Consider the following 20,498-nt stretch of genomic DNA (forward strand, 5'->3'; position numbering starts at 1 on the left):
TATCTAAACAAGTAGGATTAAGAACTTCTCGGAGAATTCCTGTTTATAATGGAGCTATTCCTTGTACTTTATTGAAATATGAATTGTATTAATTTTAGGAAGTAGGAAGTAGGGAGTAGGGAGTAGGGAGTAGGGAGTTAGGAATTAGGAATTTCTAATATTAAAGAAGCTTGAGTAGACTCAATGCACGACTTTTAAGAAATGACATAGCAAATTCCTCGTATAAGAAGTACAGAGATTAATAATTGAATGAATGTAAGTGCGGGCATCTTGCCCGCGATGGATGTACCCTACTAAAGTGGAATATCCTGTATTATATTAAATCTGTTTAATTAGCTATAAAAATATTGGGTAGTCCTGCATAGTAATGGTAAATAGTAAAAAGGAATACCTGGCACTTTTTTCTTCCCACCAAACCCGAATCACTACTCCCTACTCCCTACTCCCTAAAAAAATGAATAATCAAAAATATTGGCAAACTAAAAATTTAGAAGCGATTCAGCAAAGAATTTCTTGGCTGTACGAACAACCAGATGGAATAATTTTTTCTCAACCTTCTGGCATACACTTTTTAACTATAAAAAAAATCCAATTTATCATTCAGTTAGTATTAGTGGAGCAAGTAACATTAAAAATGAATTGGGTTCAATCTATACTTAATTTGAATAATCCCATATATTTAATTTTTCCTTATACTCAAGCAATGATGTTAGCTTTAGTCTGGAATAGTCAACCACAAAAAATTTATATAGCAGGTTTTGGAGGGGGTAGTATTCCTCAAGTTTTTCACCACTATTTTCCAGATACAATCATTGAATGTGCAGAGGTTGATGCGAGTATATTGTCAATAGCTCAGAAATTTTTCGGGGTAGAATTAAATGACAGATTAAAGGTGAAAATTCAGGATGGTAGAGAATATTTAGAGCAACAAGACCGGGATAATCCGTATGATATTATTATGATTGATGTAGCTTTTGGTAATGGTTATATGTCTTATAATTTAGCTACTAAAGAATTTTATGAGTTGTGCGATCGCCATCTCTCAAAATCCGGGGTTATAGTCGTAAATACGTTAAACAGTAATGACTTTGAAGCAGAGTATATCAAAACTATTAAAACTGTCTTTCCTTATATTTATATCTGTCATACTAGTGGCAAAAATACTATTATTATTGGTACTCGCAGTTATCCTATGAATAAAGCAGAAATTAGAGAAAAAGCTCAATTTATTCAAGATTATCATCAATTTTCTTTTCCGTTAGTTGACAGAGCAAATGAGATAAAAATGGTTGATGAATTATCAAATTTAAACTTAGACCAAGTTTCAATTCTTCAGGATACTGCTTCACCTGCTAATTACTTTGATTCTTGGTTATTTTAAGATGAAATATGAAACATAATTCTACAGTTATTTTACAATGTTGAAAGTTGATCCAGATTAGATAGTCATTTCAGTTATCAGTTAGCCTTCCCCCAAGGAACTAAGGACTTCAGTTATCAGTACATTTTAGTGATAATTGCCATCAATTAGCTCACCATCCTTTTAATTATAGAAAAGACTCAAAAAAATTCCGTAATGAGCGCGATAAAGTTTAGTAAAAATCTGTTATGGTTAATATAATCAGTACCTAAAAAAAATAAATGTCAGCCAGAGATTTTTTTCATAAAGAAGTAAAAAATACTCTAATAAAAGATGAATAGTCAATCACCCACGATCCATTATTTATTAATTTGGGTGGTGTAGATATGTCCATTAATCTTGGCACTGAAAAACTAATTGGGGCACAAAAAGACAATCAAAAAATAGCAGTTGAAATTAAGAGTTTTTTGGCTCAATCATCAGCTATTTATGAATTTCATACTGCATTGGGACAATTTATTAACTATCGGGCGGCACTAAGACAGGAAGAACCAGAACGAATACTTTATTTAGCTGTACCTCTGATTACTTATAAAAACTTTTTTCAACTTGAATTTCCTCAGTCAATGCTTAAAGAAAATCAAGTAAAGCTGATTATTTATAACCCAGAAAAAGAGGTAATCACAGAATGGAAAAACTAGAAAAATATCGTCATTTTGTTCAGCAGATGTTGTTAGAATATAGTCAGCATAAGCCTGCTTATGGAGAAATTGAAGTAGAAACAATTTTTGATACTGTACGAGACCATTATCAAATTGTTTATCTTGGTTGGAAACAAGAGCGTTGGATTCATAGTTGTGTAATTCATATTGATATAAAAGGTGAAAAAATTTGGATTCAGTGGAATGGAACAGAGTTGGATATTGCAGCAGAGTTAGTGGCAAATGGAGTAGGTAAAGAAGATATTGTTTTGGGATTTCAAACTCCTTTTATGAGACAGTTTACAGAATATGCTGTGAATTAGATAAAGAGCTACAACTATAGCACTACAAGAATTAGTTAGGACATTTTTCAATTCTGTTCTCGGAGCATTTCCGCACCGAAAACCCTTTTACAGTTTGCTATTTCCTGTTCCCTATTCAAGTAGCGCTATAGATAAAATTGTTTTAATTAGGAGAAGCTATTGAAATGTATTTTCTTTCTCTATCCCACTCTCTATTTTCTTCAATTTATCGACAGAGAAAAATTACTTTTCAATCTTCACAGAAAGAATTTTGTCACCTTGTCTAATAGCATTCACAACATCCATATTCTCTGTTTTACCGAAAGTTGTATGAACACCATCTAAATGAGGTTGGGGAGCGTGACAAATAAAGAATTGACTACCACCTGTATCGCGACCAGCATGAGCCATTGATAAAGTTCCGGCCAAATGTTTATTATTATTAATTTCACATTTAATTTTATAACCAGGGCCACCTGTTCCTGTACCTTGAGGACAACCGCCTTGAATCATAAAGTTAGGAATAACACGATGAAAATTTAAGCCATCATAAAATCCTTTTTCACTTAGTTCGACAAAATTTTTCACAGTATTAGGGGCATCACTATCAAATAATTCTAAATTGATTGTTCCCTTTTCAGTTTCCATGATAGCTCGTGTCATGTTTGGAATTTCTCCTCAAGTTAATTTGTAGTATTATACGCCATATACCAACAATATTTTTCTAATCTAGCGACCTTTAAAAAAGTAGCAAGTAAGAAGGAAGAGGGAAGAAGGAAGAAAGAAGAAGGGATAAGGGAGAAGGGAGAAAGAAGAAGGTCGATCTTCCGTTGTTTGAGATATTCCATAAATTCTAATAGTAATGGCAGTTGCTATAACTTTTCAACTCTGAATTGACCAATAAATTAGTTAATGATGGAGAATTATGCAAATATGCCATGCATAAAGTTAAAATTATTTTGCTGTGCTATTATAAAAAACAATCAGATAAATTAGTATAGGTTATATTTAGCTATTTTTGAGTCAGCCTTAACTATTGACCAGAAAATTAGGTATTAATTATTAATTATTAATTAGGGTTTGCTGATTAAATTTCAAATAATTACCAGATAAAGGTTTTAGCCTTTTTAGGTATTGAAAAAGTACATAGTTTTCAGCTCTTCATGCTCATGCATGGAGCGCATTTTTAGCGCATAGTTGGGCAAAAAAATTCTCCCCTACTCCCCCGCTCCCCTACTCCTTAAAAAAGACTTTTTCAGCAAACCCTAATTATTAATTATTAATTATTAATTATTAATTCTTGAATGCCTACTCCCTATTAATTAAATAGTCAAAACAATTTTACCAACCATCGACCCTGCTTCCAACATTCGATGTGCTTCTATTGCATCATCTAAAGCAAAAGTTTTATTCACATGAACTTTCAATTTTCCTTGATCAAATAACCGCCCACATTGTTGCAAAATATTAGCTTGGTCTACTTGAGCTTCCATCAAACCTTTCATCATTGGAGTTAACATTAATTCCAAACCTATTCGCAGATTTCTTTGCCTAGCAACTTTCAAATTTCCCAAGTTAACATCTGGTTCTAAAATTGTCACTATATCGCCATAAACTTTCACTGCTGGAATAGTGTCATAAAAAACTTTTCCACCAACAGTATCAAAAGCTAAATCTACCCCTTCGCCATTCGTCCAATCTAACAGGGCCTGCACAAAATCTGTACTCTTAAAAATTGCTAAATCTGCACCTAAACTTTTGACAAAATCTGCTTTTTCTTCTGAACTAATAGTAGTAGCAACCTCAGTTCCTTGTAACTTTGCTAACTGTATCGCCACATGACCAACCCCACCTGCACCGCCATGAATTAACACTTTTCTGCCAGCTTCTAATTTTCCTCTGTCATACAAAGATTCCCAAGCAGTAATTAAAACCAAAGGTGCAGCAGCAGCTTCAACAAAGGTTAAAGAAGTTGGTTTTTTTGCCACAAATCTTTCATCAACAACAGTCAATTCGGCATAATTTCCAGGAGTTGCTCCGATGCCACTATGACAGAAATAAACCTCATCTCCCACTTGAAAATTTTCTACATTTTTACCAACTTCCGCCACAATACCAGCACCATCACATCCTAAAATAGCTGGTTTTTGTTCTGGAAAAAAAGTACCACGAGTGCGTAATTTTGTATCAATAGGATTTACTCCGGCAGCTTTCAAACGCACTAATATTTCTCGGTCATTTTCAATTACAGGGTCAGCAACTTGTTGTACTTGTAAAACTTCCGGTGCCCCTGATAATGTCATTACAACTGCTTTCATAGTTGATTTTCCACTGATGTTAACTCTAGTTGGTAAAAATATTAAGCTTACATTAATTTTTATATTTTGTCTATAGGGAGTAGGGAGTAGGTAGTATTAGGGACGTTGCATGCAATGTCCGTATAGAGTAGGGGGAAATTTGATAGATTTTCAAGATAATTGATGAAGATCATTTTTATTATTTCTAATTAATGAGACCTGGTGTAAGTAGTCGTGTAAAAATAACTTGAACAGTTTTTTTAATGGAAGCTATATTTCACAATTTATCCCAGATAAAATTTGTACAACTTATTCTTACATGGCTCCTAATATTAAATCTGGTGATACAGCCAAGCCAAGGATTGAAATCCTTGACTGATAGCTTAAGTCATCTTTAGATGACTAGATTATCTATACCATCACCGTCTTTTTGTATTGTGGTTGATTAATGCAACCTGATATATAACACTTTCCACTGTTATGAGGTATGCTCATCGCGGGCAAGATGCCTGCACTGCAATATTTTCACCATTCACCTTGTACATCATTTGCCCGAAATATGCTGTAAAACCCTACTTTTGACTTCTAACTTCTAACTAAGGTACACCCCGGAGCGGGCAAGATGCCCGCATTGCAATATTTTCACCATTCACTGTACATCATTTGCCCGAAATCTGGTGTAAAACCCCTACTTCTGACTTCTAACTTCTGAGTGAGGTACACCCCGGAGCGGGCAAGATGCCCGCACTGCAATATTTTCACCATTCACCTTGTACATCATTTGCCCGAAATCTGGTGTAAAACCCCTACTTCTGACTTCTAACTTCATGAAAACGCTCCTACTTCTAACTTCTAACTTCTAACTTCTAACTTCTGACTTCATGAAAACTCACTCCCCGTCACCTATCAAAATCAAAGGCGACCAATAAAACGGATGAATATTATCCCTAACATAACCTAACTTTGCCTGACGCAACGCCTCAACCTTCGTCATTCCTTCCTTCACATTCTCATAAAATTTCACCATAATATCCTTCGTTATCCCATCCTCCGCATTCCATAAACTGGCAATAACTGCATCAGCACCCGCACGCTCAAATAAATAGGCAACTCCCGCTATTTCTTCACCGTTGGAGTCTGCTTTCATCGCAGTTTGGCAAGCACTCAACACAATTAAATCTGTATTTTCTAATCCTAAAAGTGCAGCATCGGCAATATTAAATGTTTTTCCGTTGGCAAACAGAATATTATTAGCTTCTAAACCGACACCAGGGCAACCCTCTTTTTGAAAGCAACCGTGGGTAGCGAGATGCACTAAGGGAAAACCCGAAGATTCTGTTTTGAAACTGGCGAGGGTTGCCTTTTCCCTAATTAAGTGTTTACCTGATAATTTTTCTACGATACTTTTGGCTTCTATTTCTGCTCCGGGGAGGTCTATCTTTGTAGGAGTGGGATTCCCAAATGCTAATATTTTGGGCGATTTGGTTGTTTTTGCCTGCTGTTTTCGGGTGGCGGAAATGCGGGTGAGGTTGTGGATGGGGTATTTGGCAATTAGGTATTGGTCGGTTTGTTTGTCGTATAGGGTTTCAAAGGGAATATAGCGGAGTTTTCCGGTGGCAATAATAGCGAGTTGTTTGGGAGAATAAGCTGTTATTTCTGTTTCCATCGGGCGAATGAGATAGTCGTAGAGTTTTTCTTGGTTAAGGTCGTAGTCGTCAGCGTTGGGGTTTTCTAGTTGGGCGCGATATTCGGTGAGGAGGCGATCGAATTCTTTGGCATCGATGGGTACTTTTTTGACTACGGTGGGTTTGTCTCTGGTAACAAGGAATATGGCGATGCTATTGGGGAGATTTTTAGCACCAGTTAAAAGAGCAGGTTGAATAACAACGGTACTCGGTGCAATATTGGCTTTGAGTTTGTCGATGTCTTCGGGCTTGAATTCAAAAAGCTCCGCAACTTCTGGGTATTTGTTGGTAATGTCGGCAGCGAGTTGATTAGTTTCTGCTTGTAACTGATTGAGTTGTTGGGAAAGTTGCGGACTCCATTCATTTTCTACTTTGCCATAGAGAATTTGTAATTGTTGATTGTTTTGTTGCCATTGGTTAATCAGTTTTTGAGCTTCTGGGTTTTTGACTTTTGCATCAATAAGACGAGTGTAGTCAGCGAGGTCGAAAGTAGTTGCTAGGTTGTGCCATTTCCAGGCAATGTCAGGTTGGTTTTGGTCGATGAGGAGATCTATAAGGGCGATCGCTATATGGTCATTATCTTCTAAAAAAGCCCTACGGTTTTCTTTTTTTAACCCCGCACGCATTTCTAGAGTGATTTCTACTGACTCTTCCCACTTTTTTATAGCTTTTTCTGGTTGGTTGTTACCTCGGTAAACATAAGCAATATTATTGAGAGTATTAGCTTCTCCTAAGCGATCATCTACTTCTTGCCTTATGGATAAAGCTTGCTGGAAGTATTCTAATGCCTTTTGGGGTTGACCTATATCGTAGTAAACTAGACCAATACCATTGAGAGTAACAGCTTCTCCAAAGCGATCGCCCACTTCTTTCCTGATGGGTAAAGCTTGCTGGAAGTATTCTAATGCCTTTTGGGGTTGACCTATATCGTAGTAAACTAGACCAATACCATTGAGAGTAACAGCTTCTCCAAAGCGATCGCCCACTTCTTTCCTGATGGGTAAAGCTTGCTGGAAGTATTCTAATGCCTTTTGGGGTTGACCTATATCGTAGTAAACTAGACCAATACCATTGAGAGTAACAGCTTCTCCAAAGCGATCGCCCACTTCTTTCCTGATGGGTAAAGCTTGCTGGAAGTATTCTAATGCCTTTTGGGGTTGACCTATATTGTCGTAGAGTAGACCAATATTATTGAGAGTAATAGCTTCTTGTGAGCGATCATCTACTTCTTGGCTTATAGGTAAAGATTGCTGGAAGTATTCTAATGCTTTTTGGGGTTGACCTATATTGTCGTAGAGTAGACCAATATTATTGAGAGTAATAGCTTCTCCTTGGCGATCGCTCACTTCCCGAAAAATCATCAAAGCTTCGTTGTAAAAGTTTAATACTTCTTGTCGCTTGCCTATTAAATAGTAGCTAACACCAAGACCAAGGTTAGCATCTGCCTCCTTTCCTCGGTCTTTGATTTTTCTGGCAATGCCTAATGCTTGTTGAAACGTTTCTATAGACTCCTGATATTGGTATAGCACTCTTTTTTGCCATCCTGTTTCTATTAGTTGCTCTAACTTTTCTGCCTGAGAGTCAGAAGTTTGAGCGTAACTCCGTTGTGGTAATAGTGGCTGCAGTATTAGGGGAGTTGTAGTCAGGCTTGTTATTCCTATTAGAGAGGTAATAATAATTCGTTTCATTGTCTTATTTTCCTCAAATAAATAATTAAATATGTATATCTTACGCAAAACAAAATAGTTCTGTCATTGCGAGCGGCAGCGTTTTTGGAGCATTCCGTCAGGAAAGCAATCTCGTTGCGGCAGGAGATTGCCACGGGGGCGTAACTATTAAACACAAGAGTTAACTGTTATCCTCCCCCTCGCAATGATACGCCCAGATACAGATTTAGGTTAAAATTGAGCAATAAGCAAAATCGTTTTAAAAAGTGAGTATAAAAGCATAACTAAGTATTCCAAAATTGTTGAGTGATCGCTTCTATAAAACTTCTTTGAAAAAAAGAAAAGAGGATCAATAGTGTTACGCAAAGAGACCCGTTTTTTACAAGGTAATCTTATATTTTAACAGTAGACATCTAGGAGAAACCTGGTTTCCTGGTATAGTCAAAATTAAATAAATCCGATTATCTCTCATAGCTTAACTGCCTCCTCTAGTACCTTATCCCGAATAAAATAATGTAAAGAATCATCCATTGCGACATCAACTTTTCGCTCTAAAAAAGCTTCTAAATCTAAAATTAAACCCATCGGAAACCAAGAAGTCGTCTTCTCCAAATCATAATCAATTAAAAAATCAATATCACTATTTTCATTCTCTTCCCCTCTAGCAACCGAACCAAAAATCCTGATATTATATGCGCCATGTTTAGCTGCAATTTTCAGGATTTCTTCTCGTTTTTCTAAAAGTAATTGTTTAAGTTTCATAAATTATAACCTACCCATTTTTTCCAAGTTTTCAATGTCTTTTTCCAAGTCTTTTACATCATAATGAACTGGAATTTGACGACTAGCTAATAAATGCTGAAAAGCAATTCTATTCATGTCAGCAAACCGACTAGCTTGACCTAAAGTCAGTTTTTCTTTTTGGAAAAGCATAACAGCTATTTCCAGTTTCATTTCAGATTCAGTCATTCTAGTCGGACACAAAATTTCATCATAAATAATAATGATCATAGTGATACTCAGTATTTTTTAAAAGGTAATAGAAAGTCGGGAATAGAAGATATTTCAAATCCCAACAATCCTTAATTAATAGTAGTAAAGTAGGGTAGACAAATATCAAAAAGTTAGTAGCTTTTACTGAATCCTATCTTTCCAATATCCAGGTTCTCGACTACAGTGCATAACTGCTAAAATCAGAATGAAATTATCTTCAATCGTGTATAAAATACCATAAGGAAACTTACGCATTAGACATCGGCGAATATCTTCATCAATCACAGGCCAACGAGTGGGATATTCAACTATTTTGAATATAGTATTTTCCACAGCATTAATAAATTTTTGTGCAATTTCTACTCGACGCTCTGCATAAAATTCAACAGCTTCAGAATATTCTGTTAAAGCAGCAGGATGAAAAACATATTTCATTATTCTAAAATACGCCTTACCTTTGCTAAAGCTTCCTCTCCAGGGATGGGTAAAACATCACCATTCTTAATTTCATTGCGACGTTTTTTAGCTTCATTTATCCAAGTAGTTTGAATTGTTTCGTCTATATCAAACTCCAGACTTTCAATCAACTTTTCAACTAAAAGTGACCTCTGTATATTTGGTAAAGACAAAGCTTCTTTAATTAGTTCTTCGACAGATAGCATAATTATTATCCCAAAGATTATGAACATGGCATGGTAGGCAAATTTTGTTGGGTTTATCCTACGGATAAGCTGGCGCTAACGTTCCGATACCCAACCTACTAAATACTCAATATACTAAATGCTATTCTTCTCTTGAGTGAGAAGTAGCAGTAATAATTAACATTTGCTGTTCCGGTTGGAACTCAATTTTACTAACAATATAACGACTCTTAATAATATTCCTAAAAGGTCTAGGTATACCCTTTCTATCATTTACTCCCACCAAAGCTTCAGGCTTAATCTGAGCAATACCTTTCTCTATATTCTCCCATTCCAACCCACTCATTTGTACCTGAAAACGTTGGGGTTTACCCTTCATCTTCACCTCATCCCCACGAATAACAATCAATCCAGTAGAAGTTGGCCACCAAATATCCCCATTAAACTCAACCCGGGTAATATTAGCGATCGCTTCTCTCCGACTACTTCCACCTCTTGTAATAGTCAGGTGTTGGGATTTTATTTCTGTCAGCTTACCGGATCTACTGTCGCCATCCTTTAGTATCACCCTTGCCTTAACAGGTAATGACATGGGAATAGGTTGTGGTTGTGATTGGGCTTGAGCTTCTACAATAGGGTTAGAATTGCTAATAGCTTGTTTCATGTCTCCTATCACTACTGTAAGACAGGCCAATAAAAAAATAATTATGATTTTAGTTATCTTCATTGTGGATATCAGATAGAAATATTGTCTGCTATTATTTCTTCACTAGAAGAGTTAATTTTGCTGAAAATAGCCTCTACTCATAAATTTTTGTTTGTAGTAGAGCTTTAGCCCATGATATACCTATCTTAGTTGCTCAAGCCCTACTACGAGCTTTAATTATAACTATTCAACTTTAGAAAGGGGGACTTTAGAAATAAAAGATTGCTATATTTATAGATAATATAATTGGCTCCAGTCAAATCATAACTTATACAAAATGTTGGGAAGAATTGCGGGTTTATTAAGTTTATTAGGAATTGGTTTATATTTTACAGGTTGGATTTATCGTTGGGCTTATTTTGCTTATTTTCAACTGGAAGTAACTACTCTAGATTTACCTTTTGAATCATTTTTCATTGTGCCAATACAGGTATTTTTTGGTAACATATCCAGTGGAGATTTTTCAACTTTTTTTCGTACTATAGTAATAGCGATCGCTTCTTTGATTATCGTTCCAAATATTTTCCATCTGATTAAAATTTTGACCCAAAAATTAGATAAAATTCTTAATGAATGGCGTTTAAAATTATTGAAATGGAGCTTAAAAACTAAACACCCAAAAATACCACAGAATATTCAATCATTTCTTTATTTTCAACAAATTAACTATCAGAAATATGACAAAGTGTTAATTAATGAAATTGTCATAGTCACCTGGTTATTAACAGCCTTATTTTTCCTTGGTCAAAGTCAGGGAAAAATTGATGCTCTTCGAGACTCACGCAATGAAACATCGTTTCTTCCAGTAGTGACTTTAATAACACCAGAAAATCGACTATCATTAGGCAGAAAAGTTGACGATATTGGAGACGATCCTAATGTTAGCAGTTTTCGTGTTATTGGAGATTTAGAATTATATAAAGATTTACTACAAGGGGATTACAATAACAAAACTGACCCTAATTATCCGCAAGTTGTGTGGCGACTGCTGATAGATAGAGATGGTCAATATTACATATTCCCCTCTTTGCCAAAAAATACTCCATCAAATGCTCATCCTCCCGTTGTCGTTATTCAGCAGAGCGCTCGCGGGGAATATATCGTTATTCTCAGCCCCGAAGCTCCACCCTAAGTGTGGGGAGTTTGGGGAGTGGGGGAGTGGGGGAGTGGGGAGATGGGGAGTATTTTTCCACCTTTTTCTCTTATACCTTCCCTCTATCTCCTGACTCCTGACTCCTCTCTAGTTATTTAAACTATTCAACCGGACATGGTATAATTATCAATTATCCATTATCAATTATCAATTAATGAACAACCTACATAGTCAAAGACTGAGGGTTAGTTTCAATCAATTTTGCTAAATCTTGCAAGAAACCAGCAGCGTCAGCACCATAAATAATTCTATGGTCACAAGTAATATTTACCTGCATTTGTCGCTTAACTCCAATCATCCCATCAGCACTTGCTACTACCTGAGGTTTAGATGCACCGATCGCCAAAATTGAACCCTGACCAGGTGGCAAAATGGCATCAAACTGATTTACTCCAAACATTCCTAAGTTAGATAGAGTAAACGTACCCGTGCTGTATTCATCCGGTTGCAACTGCTTTGCACGCGCCTTTTCTACTAAACCTTTCCAAGTGCGAGATAAAGAATAAATATCCATTTTGTCAGCATTTTGCAATACAGGTGTAATCAAACCACCATCAGGCATTGCTACCGCCACTGCAATATTAATCCCAGAAGGATACTGAATACCCCCTTCTACATAAGCAGCATTGACCAAAGGATGTTGTTGCAAAGTCATTGCTATGGCTTTTGCTAACATCGCAGTCATCGTCACACCCTTAGACTTAATCTGTTTGTACAAGACATCTAAGTTATCTGTAGCGATTGTGTAACCAACATGGAAAGTAGGTACAGATAAACTTTCCATCATATTTCGCACCACTGCATTTTGCAGAGTATTCATCTTGACAACTTGCCCAGGAGTCACTGGAGTTGGAGGTGCAGATGGTGGAGGTGGAGCAGTAGGAATAGATGGTTGACTAGGAATAACAGGAGTCACCATGTTCGCAGGTACAGCTGCCGGAGTGGGAGTACTACCTGTCGCCATTTCTACATCTTCTGCCACAATGCGACCATGAGGCCCAGTACCTTTGAGAGTACTTAAATCTACCTTCAATTTTTGGGCCAACTTCCGGGCACGAGGGGAAGCAATAATCCGTCCATTACGCCGACCATTGTTCTCTTTTGTTTCTGTTGTTGTTACAGAAGTTGGGGCTGTAGCAACAGCAGTTGCAGCAGTAGAAGCAGCAGGAGCAGTTTCTTGCTTGGCTGTAGCACCTCCTTGCTGTTTAGCTGTTTCAATTTCGGGCTCTGTTTCAGCTAATAAAGCGATCGTAGACCCTACGGCTGCCACATCTCCAGCTTCCACAATTATAGTGGCCAGATATCCAGAGAAAAAGGATTCCACATCCATATCTGCTTTATCTGATTCAACCACTACTACTGTTTCCCCTTTTTCCACCCAATCACCAGTGGATTTTTGCCAAGAAACAATTTTACCCTCGGTCATAGTCGAACTAAGGGCGGGCATGAATACTTCGTTAATCATTTTAGTTTTCCGTTATTTTTTTGTCGATCAATTATTGTTGCTACGCTCTGAAGCTGGAAGGATGAATAAAATAATTAATAATTAATAATTAATAATTAATAATTAAATAATTCAGCTTTATTAGCCTCCGCTTTCAAGGGGAGAAAAAGTGCTAGGATATTTCTTTATATTTAATCAAGAACGGTTTTAACCAGAGGTAATTATCCATTATCCATTAATGAAGCACTTTAATGTATTTCCGTCATTGCGACCGATAGGGTTTGCGGAGCATTCCGGAACGGAAAGCAATCTCAAGTCCTAGTTTTTCTTACCTCGGAACGGGCAAGATGCCCATTCCACATACCTTCTTTTTTCCCTCTAAACTTCACCTCGCACTTCTTCTATTACCCCATCACGCAGGAGAACTTCTACTTGCATTTTCTTGATCAAATTATCTCCTACATCAGCAGTAAATACACTTTCAATTTGACCTTGACTCACTTCTTGCTCTAATTCCAAAGTTTGTACTTGTTGTAATTGTTGTAAAGCTTGATTTTTTTGCTCTACAAACTCATTTTTCTTTTGGCCGATTTGTGCTTGTATATTATTAATTTGTTGTTGTACTTGAGGGCCTGGAGGTTGTACACTTTGCTTCCTAATTTCAGCAATTGCCTTTTGCCCTTGTATTTCAAGCTGTTGTAATTGGCTATCTAAATTATTAATTTGGGTTTGTAGTTGTTGTTGGGCTTCTTCTTTCCAGCGTGGGGTAACGACTACTCTCACGTTAATCGCTCGCTTTAAAAGTAATTGTGTTTGAGAATACTCCATAAAAATTGTTCTTGTCGGTTGATTTTTGTTTGCACATAAAGGCGAGAATATTGATTTTAGACTTTAAGATTTCAGAACATCTAGATAATGCTCAATCCAAAATCTAAAATCTCCATATAGCAGGGAACAGGGAACACCGGAGCTGGGAACAGGGAATAGGGAGAAAAACATTTCCCTATCTGAGGTTCATTATTTGAACTCCCCATTTTATGCCTTGAGAGCTGACCGCTGACCGCTGAGATGCTGACTGCTATGTTAATCAAACATCTTGTTAATCATATCGCGGTAATGGTCCGTGACAATGGGACGTTTGATCTTCAGCGTTTGGGTTGTCATGCCATTTTCTACCGTAAACGGCTCCAGAATCAAGCGAAATGGTCCAATGCGGTCATCAGGCCGATATCCGGGGCGATTTTTTACTTTCCGATTCAATTCCTGGCGGAACAATTCTTGAATGGTCTGACTTTCCCAATCAATCTGTGGTTGAGATTCTGAAGGATTGAGTTGAATAGCCCATTGTTCCACTGCTTCAATATTAGGCACTACTAAAGCACCCAAAAATTTCTGGTCTTGCCCTACCAGCATAATTTGGTCAATATATTGACTGCGGGCACAAGCATCTTCAATGGGCTGAGGTTCAATATTTTCCCCATTAGTCAGAACAATTGTATCTTTTGCCCGACCAGTTAATACCAAATCATTATCTGGGGTGATCCAACCTATATCGCCAGTATTAAACCAGCCCTCAGGATCAATAACTTTCTCAGTAGCTTCGGGATTTTGATAATAACCAGCCATAATTTGTGGCCCCCGTGCCCAAACTACACCTTTATTACCAACTGTCACAGTTTTGTTAGTTTCTGGATCTACTACTTTAATTTCAGTAGCTGGAATAGGTTTACCAGCAGACCCCCGGAGATTTTTCCAATATTGTCGAGCAGTCAAAACTGGAGAAGTTTCGGTTAAACCATATCCTACCAATAAGCCTATACCGACTATTTCAAAGAAGTTTTCTAAGTGCATGGCTAGAGAACCGCCCCCGCTTAAGGCAAATTTCAGGCGACCCCCCGTAGCTTCGCGGATTTTTTGATAAATGATTTTTTCTCCCAGACGATGAAGAGGTAATAATACCCAACTTTGTAAAGTAGCCAGCAACTTCTGAGACTGAGATGGTGGGTCAAGTTGCAAAACTAATCCTTGACTAATACGCCTAGCTTGAATGTAACGTTGACTCACCCCCAGGAAAAATTGAGCTAACTTTTGTTTATTGGCTGGTTGTTCTCGTAGTTGTTTTTGTACCCCCTCATAAATTAATTCCCAGACTCTGGGCACGCTGGTGACGTAGTGGGGTTTATATTCTTGGAAGTCTTTTTTCAGAAAACGTTTATTAGTATAAACTTGGGTAGAACCTTGAGAGAGGAAAAAGTATTCTCCTGTCCTGCCAAAAGTATGCCAAGTTGGTAGGATGTTTAGGGTGTATTCTCCTAGATTGGGTTGAATAACTGCCCCGAGAACATTAATTTGAGAGAGCAGGTTGCCATGAGTCAGCATTACACCTTTGGGTTTCCCAGTTGTGCCAGAGGTGTAGAGCAAAGTGGCAAGAGTTTCCAGGTTTTGCTTAGTGGGTTTGAGGGGGCGGTCTTCTCCTGTAGCAATGACTTGAGAAAATTTGACTACAGGTAGATTTTCGTCAGGGTTTGGGTCTTCTTCAGACAGCAGAATAATTAAATGTATGGGTAAGTCTTGCAGGCGATCGCTCAATTTTTTCAACAAGGCCAAATTTTCCACGACCAGACTCACACTGCCACTATTTTGAAGAATATAAGCCAATTCTTCGATATCTGCAGTCCCACTTCTCACCACATCTGCTCCCCCTGCAGCAATAATACCTTGGTCGGCAATCATCCACCGAGGGCTATTGTCAGCAAATAAGGCCACTCTCGGAGGTATTGATGACTCATTTTCTGTAGGGACAACCCCTAATGATTGTAGACCAGCAGCAAATTTTTGAATCTGTTCGTTTAATTCTGCATAGGTAAATTTGACTTCTGGTTTGCTATGGGGGTCATGGAGGGCGATGGTCTGATTATAATATTTGGCAGCTAGTGGCCATATTTCCGAGATAGATTGAACTGAGTTGTAGAGAGTGACTTGTTGGAGATTGGCACGTTCGCGATCGCTCATTTGCCAAGAGTCAGGAGATTGTATATATATGGTCATTATCTGCTTCCTAAAACTATATAGTGATAAATCTAGTATCTGAGAATTTTGGGCAATTTTACTAATTTTAGGGACAGTTTACGAACTTACCCTTGCTATTTATTTTCTTTCTCTTATCTTGGCAGAGTATGAGGCTTTTATTAAGTCAGAAGTCAGAAGTTATAAGTCAGAAGTTTTTATAAGTCAAAAGTTAGAGGTTAGGAGATATTAATTCATTTGATATAGCATTTCCCAAAGTTGTGAAGTACAGTTATCTTTTTGTCTTTTTATTCCCTGTTGCCAGATCCGGTGTTCCCTCAAACCTAAAATTTTGTACCTCATAAGTGTGGGAATTGCTATATATTGATATGTATATTTTCTTAATTATCAAAATTATTCTTAAATCAAGGAAAATTAGCCTATACAAGCTGATGTAAAAAATTAAAGTTAATTTTATTAAAAATAATGACTACCAGAATACTTAGGCATCGTTATCAAATTATCTCTGAGTTAGGGAAGGGTAGTTTTGGAACGACTTATTTAGCTATAGATCTAGATCATCCTAATCATCGTCAATGTGTTGTTAAAAAATTAACTCCTTCAGACAAGCGACCGAAAGTTTTTCAACTGGCTAAAAAATTATTTGAAAAAGAAGCAAAAACCTTACAAAACCTGGGAACACATAATCAAATACCTACATTTTTCAACTATTTTGAAGAGAGGGGGCAATTTTATTTAGTACAAGAATTTATTGAAGGAAATGATTTAGCAAAAGAGATTTATTTTCAAGGAAAATTCACAGAAAATGATACAGTTAAACTATTAACTGAAATCTTAGAAGTTTTAAAATATATACATCAGCAAAATGTCATTCATCGTGACTTAAAACTGCAAAATATTATGCGGAGAAAATCTGATGGCAAAATTGTATTAATAGATTTTGGGGCGGTGAAAGAAATTAAAGTATTAACTGTAACAAGTGAAGGTAATACAACTACAACAATAGCAGTGGGAACTACTGGATATATGCCTAGCGAACAAGCAGCAGGTAAACCTAAATTTTGTAGCGATATTTATGCGGTGGGAATGATAGGTATTGAAGTCTTAACTGGAATGCGGGTAAATCAGTTTCCTGAAAACCCATCCACTGGTGAAATTATCTGGAAAGATCGAGTTAATGTGAGTGATGGTTTAGGTCGAATTCTGGATAAAATGGTTGCTGAATATTGGAAAAATCGTTATCAAACTGTTGATGAAGTGATGGGCAAATTAGGGAATATTGGTAAACGCCCACTTTCTTATAAACCTATAGGAATTGCTGCTGGTATTATTGCTGTGGTTAGTGTTGCTGTGGTTGGTGTTGCTTCTATCTTCTCAAAAGGAGTCATAGAAGCGGGACAGGGAAAAAATGTGGAGGCAATGTATAATCGTTTGGATGCTTTGACAGAATCAGGGCAATGGCGCAAGGCAGATCGACAGAATTGGCAATTAATCAATCAAATTGGCGATCGGGATGGGGATTATTCTTACATATCTGCGTCAGAAGCAGAGCAATTTCCTTGCCTAGATTTGCAGCGAATTAATCAAATTTGGACACAAAGATCGAAAGGCAAATTTGGCTACACTGCTCAACTTCAAGTAATTGATGAGAATGGGGATACCCTGGCAGCTTTTCGAGAGGATGTTCGAGCTTGGCGGCGGTTCGCGATCGCCGTAGGATGGAAAATAGGAACAGATAAAGATGACAATGGTTACCTCTCAGATAACGACCTTCAGTTTACAATAGATGCTTCAAAAGGACACCTAAGTACCGACGGTGAAAATTTTGCCTTAATTCTTACTCGAGCTGCCCAATGTCAATTAGACATATCCAGAAAAGAGGGAGTAGGGAGTAGGGAGTAGGGAACCCACCCCTCGCCCCTCCCCCTCCCTGGAGGGGAATAATTGATAGTTTCTGTGCGATAATTGATTTTATTTTTTATTATTGGAGATGTCTATTATGACAAAAGGAGGTTTAAAGACTTTTTCCACTTCTTTTTTTATAGATACATAAGACTTACGCATGAACGCTATTGGTAGGGTGTGTTAGCGCTAGCGTAACGCACCGAGCAACTTATGTAGTACCTTTGCGTAAGTCCTGATACATATATTCTTCTTTCTTCTTCTTTTTTCCCCTCCTAGGAGAGGTTAGGGGTGGGTTGACTCCTAACTCGGTCCGACTGACTTCCCCCCCTGGGAGAGGTTAGGGGTGGGTTGACTCCTAAGTAATTAAGATTAATACCATACACTAATTTACCAACGCCAATTTTTATTATTTTTATTTATGAACAAAATATTACGAGTTAAGCTACGAAGACTAATAATTCTTAGTTTTATAGTCTTTATTGTCATTTCTTGTGCTGAAAATTCTCCTAAATTGAATGGTGACAGTATTTCAGAGCGTATTACATTTGGAGAGAAATCCTTAGCAAATCCAGAAGACGTTAGACCTGAAAGAGAAAGAGGAATTAATTCAATTGCTAATAAGAATTATGACCGGGCATTTAGAACTTTAACTAGTTATCTGGAATCAAAAACTAACGATCCAGAAGCACGAATTTTTCTGAATAACCTAGAAGTTGAAAAAAATAAAAAACCTTACCACGTTATTGCTGTATCTTTGCCAATTAGTAGTAATCTAAATGGCTCTCTGGAAATTTTGCGTGGAGTTGCTCATGCTCAGTACGATTGGAATTTTTCTAGATCGGGTGCTGAAGGAATGTTAAAAGTAGCAATTGCTGATGATGATGATGATAACCCTAATAACGGTACGAAAATTGCGGAAGAAGTTGCCACAGAATTAGCCAAGAGAAAGGAAATTCTAGGAGTAGTTGGTCACTACTCAAGTGGTACTTCCCTAGCAACAGTCAATATTTACAAGGATTCCCAACTTGTATCTATTTCTCCTGTTAGTACCTCTGTTAAGCTGACAGATAAGACTCCTTATTTTTTTCGTACCGTACCAAGCGATCGAGCGGCTGCAGAAGCATTAGCAAAATATGCTCAGGCTAAGTTAAACTCAGTAAAAGCAGTGGTGTTTTATAACTCAGATAGCAACTACAGTAAATCACTAAGTCAAGAATTTACCTCTGAGTTAGGCAGAAGAAATATTATTCTGAGAGAAGATCCAGATTGCGATCTATCTACATGGTCAAAAAATCCTGAAGATTGGCGTGGGAAAGCAACTAAAGTTCTGAATAGAGCAAAAGATTCAGCAAATGTGTTAATGCTAGCTCCCAGCTCAGGTTATTTAGATCAAGCTCTGGAAATAGTTCAGGTTAATGAAGGGAATTTACCAGTATTAGGTGGGGATGATGTTTACTCTGCAAAGACTCTTGAGAAAGGTGGAGATAGTGCTGTAGGAATGATTGTAGCGATAGCATGGGATATTGAAGGAAATGAAACAGGTTCAGATTTTCCAAAACGCTCTCAAAAACTTTGGGGAACTTTAAGTGTGAATTGGCGAACAATTACTGCGTATGATGCAACTCAAGCTCTGGTGAAAGCAATTGACGCTCAAGCTCAACCAACTCGTGAAGGTGTTCAGGAGGAGTTATCATCAGGGTTTTCTACACCTGGAGCGTTCAAAGCAGTTAAATTTTCAGACACTGGTGACTATGATGGTGATATTCAATTAGTGGAAGTGCAGAGGATTGGGGATGGGTATGACTTTGTACCTCTTAAGCGTTAACGAAGTGGCTAGTAGGTTGGGTTAAGCGAAGCGCAACCCAACAATTATATACCCTATTCTACGTATTTGTTGTAAGTTTGAAAATATTTACAGCGCTTTCTGTTGTTATGAGGTATACCCATCGCGGGCAAGATGCCCGCACTACAATATTTTCATCATTATACCCTGTACCTCATTTGCCAGTCACGCCAGTAGGTTGGGTTAAGCGAAGCGCAACCCAACAATTATATACCCTATTGTATGTATTTGTTGTAAGTTTGAAAATATTTACAGCGCTTTCTGTTGTTATGAGGTACATCCATCGCGGGCAAGATGCCCGCACTACAATATTTTCATCATTTACCTTGTACCTCATTTGCCCGAAATATGCTGTAAAAGATTAAACTACTCTAACTATTTTCTAATTTCTTACTCCTAAAAAAAGCTATAATTTTCTCAAATAAATAATTACTAACATGATTCTTAGGCATCGTTATAAAATTATCTCTGAGTTAGGAAAGGGTGGCTTTGGAACTACTTATTTAGCAGTTGATTTAGACCTTCCCGATCGCCCTCAATGTGTGGTTAAACAACTAACTCCATCTGACCCGCGTCCCCAAGTTTTTCAAGTTGCTAAAAGTTTATTTGATAAGGAAGCAAAAATATTACATCGTCTGGGAAAACACGAGCAAATTCCTCAGTTATTTGCCTACTTTGAAGAGGGTGGGCAATTTTATTTGGTTCAAGAATTTATTGAAGGTAATGATTTAACAAATGAAATTTATCCTGGTAAAAAAATTAGTGAAAAACAAG

At 37.3% G+C, this 20,498-nt stretch carries 19 protein-coding genes; 7 read left to right on the forward strand and 12 right to left on the reverse strand.

All coding sequences use genetic code 11. The annotated features are described in order from the left end of the window. Nucleotides 1–454 precede the first annotated feature (454 nt). From AC3DU7_RS05190 to AC3DU7_RS05200, 3 genes are all read left to right on the forward strand, one after another. Nucleotides 455–1,381: a spermidine synthase gene (locus AC3DU7_RS05190; protein WP_488038289.1), complete on the forward strand. Its 927-nt coding sequence runs from the start codon at nt 455–457 to the stop codon at nt 1,379–1,381. Nucleotides 1,382–1,704: 323 nt separating this feature from the next. After that, the gene (locus AC3DU7_RS05195) at nt 1,705–2,061 is read left to right on the forward strand and encodes a XisH family protein (RefSeq protein WP_488038305.1); all 357 of its coding nucleotides are present in this window, start codon (nt 1,705–1,707) and stop codon (nt 2,059–2,061) included. Continuing rightward, complete coding sequence (locus tag AC3DU7_RS05200; protein WP_488038290.1) at nt 2,049–2,384, forward strand: element excision factor XisI family protein; 336 nt, start codon at nt 2,049–2,051, stop codon at nt 2,382–2,384. Before AC3DU7_RS05195 ends, AC3DU7_RS05200 begins: the two co-directional genes overlap by 13 nt. Nucleotides 2,385–2,606: 222 nt before the next feature. On the opposite strand, the gene AC3DU7_RS05205 is transcribed toward AC3DU7_RS05200, so the two are convergent. The 9 genes from AC3DU7_RS05205 to AC3DU7_RS05245 all read right to left on the reverse strand — a co-directional run bounded on the left by AC3DU7_RS05205 (nt 2,607) and on the right by AC3DU7_RS05245 (nt 10,373). Beyond that, entirely contained in the window at nt 2,607–3,026 is a 420-nt protein-coding gene (locus AC3DU7_RS05205) for a peptidylprolyl isomerase (RefSeq protein ID WP_488038291.1), read from the reverse strand. Nucleotides 3,027–3,685: 659 nt separating this feature from the next. Then, nucleotides 3,686–4,681 (reverse strand): zinc-dependent alcohol dehydrogenase family protein, encoded by a 996-nt coding sequence (locus AC3DU7_RS05210; protein WP_488038292.1) that lies wholly within the window; start codon nt 4,679–4,681, stop codon nt 3,686–3,688. A gap of 667 nt (nt 4,682–5,348) precedes the next feature. After that, entirely contained in the window at nt 5,349–5,489 is a 141-nt protein-coding gene (locus tag AC3DU7_RS05215; protein WP_488038293.1) for a hypothetical protein, read from the reverse strand. Nucleotides 5,490–5,549: 60 nt separating this feature from the next. Next, on the reverse strand, nt 5,550–8,033 hold the full coding sequence (locus tag AC3DU7_RS05220; RefSeq protein WP_488038294.1) for a CHAT domain-containing protein: 2,484 nt from the start codon (nt 8,031–8,033) through the stop codon (nt 5,550–5,552). Between the two features lie 447 nt (nt 8,034–8,480). Continuing rightward, nucleotides 8,481–8,774, reverse strand: coding sequence for a nucleotidyltransferase family protein (locus AC3DU7_RS05225; protein WP_488038295.1), 294 nt, complete (start codon nt 8,772–8,774; stop codon nt 8,481–8,483). Nucleotides 8,775–8,777: 3 nt separating this feature from the next. Then, nucleotides 8,778–9,023 (reverse strand): UPF0175 family protein, encoded by a 246-nt coding sequence (locus tag AC3DU7_RS05230; RefSeq protein WP_488038296.1) that lies wholly within the window; start codon nt 9,021–9,023, stop codon nt 8,778–8,780. Nucleotides 9,024–9,146: 123 nt separating this feature from the next. Next, nucleotides 9,147–9,440 carry a type II toxin-antitoxin system RelE/ParE family toxin gene (locus AC3DU7_RS05235; protein WP_488038297.1) on the reverse strand — a complete coding sequence of 98 codons (294 nt, stop codon included), beginning with the start codon at nt 9,438–9,440 and terminating at the stop codon, nt 9,147–9,149. Then, the gene (locus AC3DU7_RS05240) at nt 9,440–9,667 is read right to left on the reverse strand and encodes an addiction module protein (RefSeq protein ID WP_488038298.1); all 228 of its coding nucleotides are present in this window, start codon (nt 9,665–9,667) and stop codon (nt 9,440–9,442) included. Before AC3DU7_RS05240 ends, AC3DU7_RS05235 begins: the two co-directional genes overlap by 1 nt. 121 nt (nt 9,668–9,788) lie before the next feature. Next, a complete protein-coding gene (locus tag AC3DU7_RS05245; RefSeq protein ID WP_488038299.1) occupies nt 9,789–10,373 on the reverse strand; it encodes a hypothetical protein in 585 nt (194 codons plus the stop codon). Nucleotides 10,374–10,629: 256 nt separating this feature from the next. Between AC3DU7_RS05245 and AC3DU7_RS05250 the strand changes: the two genes are divergently transcribed. Beyond that, nucleotides 10,630–11,484 carry a hypothetical protein gene (locus AC3DU7_RS05250; RefSeq protein ID WP_488038300.1) on the forward strand — a complete coding sequence of 285 codons (855 nt, stop codon included), beginning with the start codon at nt 10,630–10,632 and terminating at the stop codon, nt 11,482–11,484. Nucleotides 11,485–11,668: 184 nt separating this feature from the next. On the opposite strand, the gene AC3DU7_RS05255 is transcribed toward AC3DU7_RS05250, so the two are convergent. The 3 genes from AC3DU7_RS05255 to AC3DU7_RS05265 all read right to left on the reverse strand — a co-directional run bounded on the left by AC3DU7_RS05255 (nt 11,669) and on the right by AC3DU7_RS05265 (nt 15,961). Next, nucleotides 11,669–12,970, reverse strand: a complete 1,302-nt coding sequence (locus tag AC3DU7_RS05255) for a dihydrolipoamide acetyltransferase family protein (RefSeq protein ID WP_488038301.1) — start codon at nt 12,968–12,970, stop codon at nt 11,669–11,671. A gap of 357 nt (nt 12,971–13,327) precedes the next feature. Continuing rightward, the gene (locus AC3DU7_RS05260; RefSeq protein WP_293078725.1) at nt 13,328–13,777 is read right to left on the reverse strand and encodes a YlqD family protein; all 450 of its coding nucleotides are present in this window, start codon (nt 13,775–13,777) and stop codon (nt 13,328–13,330) included. 255 nt (nt 13,778–14,032) lie between these two features. Continuing rightward, nucleotides 14,033–15,961: an AMP-dependent synthetase/ligase gene (locus AC3DU7_RS05265; protein WP_488038306.1), complete on the reverse strand. Its 1,929-nt coding sequence runs from the start codon at nt 15,959–15,961 to the stop codon at nt 14,033–14,035. A gap of 480 nt (nt 15,962–16,441) precedes the next feature. Between AC3DU7_RS05265 and AC3DU7_RS05270 the strand changes: the two genes are divergently transcribed. The 3 genes from AC3DU7_RS05270 to AC3DU7_RS05280 form a co-directional block, all read left to right on the forward strand. Beyond that, nucleotides 16,442–17,878: a protein kinase domain-containing protein gene (locus tag AC3DU7_RS05270; RefSeq protein WP_488038302.1), complete on the forward strand. Its 1,437-nt coding sequence runs from the start codon at nt 16,442–16,444 to the stop codon at nt 17,876–17,878. 421 nt (nt 17,879–18,299) lie between these two features. Then, nucleotides 18,300–19,706, forward strand: a complete 1,407-nt coding sequence (locus tag AC3DU7_RS05275; RefSeq protein WP_488038303.1) for an ABC transporter substrate-binding protein — start codon at nt 18,300–18,302, stop codon at nt 19,704–19,706. 455 nt (nt 19,707–20,161) lie between these two features. After that, nucleotides 20,162–20,498 (forward strand): protein kinase domain-containing protein (locus tag AC3DU7_RS05280; protein WP_488038304.1); only part of this gene is annotated, 337 nt, incomplete at its 3' end.

The organism is Okeania sp. (assembly GCF_983059655.1).